This window comes from Bradyrhizobium sp. (genome assembly GCF_049586575.1).
GTDB lineage: Bacteria > Pseudomonadota > Alphaproteobacteria > Rhizobiales > Xanthobacteraceae > Bradyrhizobium.
On the sequence record NZ_JBAVCF010000070.1, the window covers coordinates 1 to 2,996 of the forward strand.

Below are 2,996 nucleotides of genomic sequence, written 5' to 3' on the forward strand. Positions count from 1 at the left end.
GTTTTTGATGCCCAACTCGCGAAGATCCCGGAAGCCGGCTTCGCGGAAACATCAAGGCGGCTCGCATCACGAAAATTTACCTCAAGGCGGTCCCGGCGCGCTGATCCGATTTCCAAAGGTGGGGCGGATGGTGGGCCGGTGACGGCAGTTTAGCTCAATTTTCGCCGAGAAAAGCGGGGCGCGGCTGGCATCACCACAGCCGCGCCCCGCATCGCCGGTCAATGGGGCAGGGGGGATAACCGGCTGCAGAGATGACTCGCGGACCAAAAGATCGTTCCGGCGAGGCATCGCATTTTTCGAATTATTTTCACGAGCGTGATCGCCAAGCCACGAAACCTTTCCGGTTCCCGCCGCGTTGATTCATCGGCCAACAGGTCGCAGACCGAGGACAAGAAATGTCACGGCTCATAGTGGGGATATCGGGCGTGCTCGCGCTTTCGCTGATCTCGGGTGCAGCGGAACTCGCCTCTGGTCGCGGTCTGTCTGCGATCGCGGGTGATCACACGACAATCGCGCAATCTTTATCTTTGCCCTCCAGTTCGCCGGCTGGAAGCGGATCCTCGGTCAATCGCGGGTCAAAAGCGGACCGCGCGGCAAGCCCGGCCGGCTCGCCGGCGCAGACGCGAACGGTTTCGCTTCAACTGAACGGCTTTTCGGATACGACTTTCCTCGTCCGCGTTCCCGTGGCCATCAGCACTCCCCCGTCAGCGCCCTCTCCGGTCAAGCCCGCCATTCGCAGAACGATGGTGGCATGCGAGCCGGTCGTCAGCGTCTTGGCGGAAGTTGCCAGACAACTCCAGCCCGGGCGCTGCATCACCTGAGCGGGCGTTTGATCAGATCACTCCGCGGGCGCTTCTTTGGACGCTGGACGGCTTGAGAGCAGTCCTAATGCGAGGCCACCGACAGCCAGAAGCGGCACCAGCCGTTTGACGCCGATAGCACGTATGACCTGAAGACCGGCTGCCACGACCATCGGATCGACGAGTGCGGCATGCATCGCGGATTTTGCCGTCTCTGCGGCGTGCCGCCGGGCCTGCCGTTTTCGTACCGCATAAACCACGATTCCGATCAGCGCAATGAGGAAGAAGATCCCGGCACCGGTCAGGCAGGCTTCGATCAGACCATAGTTTTGCAGGACATAAATGAAAGCGGCGGCGCAGAGGAATGCGATGGTGACAAGGACGGCGAGCGCGATCGCAGCCGCAAGCGATGTCATCCTCACCGCCACGCCCGTCGATTCCTTGAAGTCGTCGATCATGCGCGTAAACATCTGTCTGTCCGCCTGGCGGTTGGGTTTCCATTGATGCGTGTCTTGATCGGCGCCAGCTCCTTGCCGGCCCAACTCCTATCGACGTCAATTCTTATCGACGCCAACTCTTATCGACGCCAGGTCATGCCGATCAGAAAGCCCAGCCCAAGCGCGAGGCCTACGGTCGCAAGCGGACGCTCGGTGATGACGTTCTCCAGCGTTTCTTCCATCGACGCTGCTGCATCCTGGGCGGCGCCCATCATGGCGCCGCTGCGCTCCGACAAGTCATCAACGACTGTGTCGACGTTGTCGCGGGCATTCTTGTAGCCGCGCCGCGCCTGATTGCGCGCGGTGCCCGCAAAAGTGTTGATCGCATCAGTGATTTGATCGGCGAGGGCGCTGATATCGTTTTTCACGTTAGCCACATCCTTCTCCAGCCGTTCGTAGGTTGCTTTGTCCGTCATGTCTTGCATTCCGTCCGTCCGCGACATCAAAAGCTCCCGGCATCCCAGGTTGATTGGGTGGCAAACGCCCCGGGCACGGGGAAGTTCCCGAAACGAAACCGATGGGCCGCGTGATTTACGGTATCTGGGCCGAATTCGATGGCGACAAGTGATCTCTGAGGATCAGCGCAACGATCAAGAGCGGCGACGAAAGAAAACCACCCATAGGCCCCCACAGCCAGGTCCAGAATGCCAGCGAAATGAATACCGCGAGGGCATTGAGTTCGAGCCGGCGCCCGATGATGGTGGGCGTGATGAAATGACCTTCGAGAAACGCAACGCCGACAAAGGCGAGTGGCGCGATTACAGCCGCCCCGATCGTCGAAAAGGCGATCAGCCCGACCACGGTCAGAATCGCAAACATCGCAACCGGGCCGATGATGGGCAGATAGTTCAGCGTGGCGGCAAGCGCACCGAGCCCGGCCGGATTCGGCATGCCCGTGACCCAGCAGATCAGCCCGGTCGCCGTGCCTACGCCCATGTTGATCAGCGTCACGGTCAGCAAGTAAGAGCCGAGATGCTCTTCGATCGCGTTGAGGCTCCGCAAGACCCGCAGCCGGGAGTCGTGACCGGTAAAGGTCATGATCAGGGCGCGGCGCAGGTCGCGCCAGCTTGCGATGAACAGAATGAGGGTTGCAAAGAACAACAGGAATTCGGTGAACGTCGGGGACAGGAATTCGAGCGTCGGTTGCAGCCACTCGAGTTTTGGCATCTGGAAGGGAGCGACCGAGAAACTGTCGGGGAAGCCCAGCATGTTCTGAAGCTCGTGCCAGAGCGCGAGCGGACGGTCGAAAATATGCATCTTGTCCTTGAGCCGTCCGCCCAGTTCGGGCAGCCGCGTGCTCCATTCCATCAGTGGCGAGGAAATCAGACCGATAATGAAGGTGACGCCTGCGCCGACTGCGCTCACGATCAGGACCGCCGAAACCGCGCGCGGAATCCGGTGACGCTCAAGAAGGCCCGCCGCCGGCGATAGCATGGTGCCGACCACGAATGCCGCCACAACGGGAAGGAAGAATCCCTTGGCGACATAAAGAGTGGCCACAATGCTGATGAGCAGCAGCGCGAACAGGGAAAAGGCGATGATTTCCGTGCTGTGAACGGTGGGGGATAGGTCAGCGTCGCTGTCAGGCAGCGACGTGCCGTCAGCATCTTTTGTCGGCGCACGCTCGTTGGACAGGACACGCAACTGGCTCTCCCCGCGCTGATGGCGAATATGGATTGCAAGCCGCGACACCGCAGCG

At 60.6% G+C, this 2,996-nt stretch carries 3 protein-coding genes; all 3 read right to left on the reverse strand.

Annotated elements, in window-relative coordinates; translation table 11 throughout:
* Nucleotides 1–838 precede the first annotated feature (838 nt).
* Nucleotides 839–1,270 carry a hypothetical protein gene (locus tag WB528_RS02140; RefSeq protein WP_423886779.1) on the reverse strand — a complete coding sequence of 144 codons (432 nt, stop codon included), beginning with the start codon at nucleotides 1,268–1,270 and terminating at the stop codon, nucleotides 839–841.
* A gap of 107 nt (nucleotides 1,271–1,377) precedes the next feature.
* Nucleotides 1,378–1,740, reverse strand: a complete 363-nt coding sequence (locus tag WB528_RS02145; RefSeq protein ID WP_423886780.1) for a DUF883 family protein — start codon at nucleotides 1,738–1,740, stop codon at nucleotides 1,378–1,380.
* A gap of 88 nt (nucleotides 1,741–1,828) precedes the next feature.
* Nucleotides 1,829–2,941 (reverse strand): AI-2E family transporter, encoded by a 1,113-nt coding sequence (locus WB528_RS02150; RefSeq protein WP_423886781.1) that lies wholly within the window; start codon nucleotides 2,939–2,941, stop codon nucleotides 1,829–1,831.
* Nucleotides 2,942–2,996 lie beyond the last annotated feature (55 nt).

Coding starts and splice junctions, on each gene's coding strand:
- WB528_RS02145 (WP_423886780.1), bottom strand. CDS start 1,740: ATGTCGCGGACGGACGGAATGCAAGACATGACGGACAAAGCAACCTAC.
- WB528_RS02140 (WP_423886779.1), bottom strand. CDS start 1,270: ATGTTTACGCGCATGATCGACGACTTCAAGGAATCGACGGGCGTGGCG.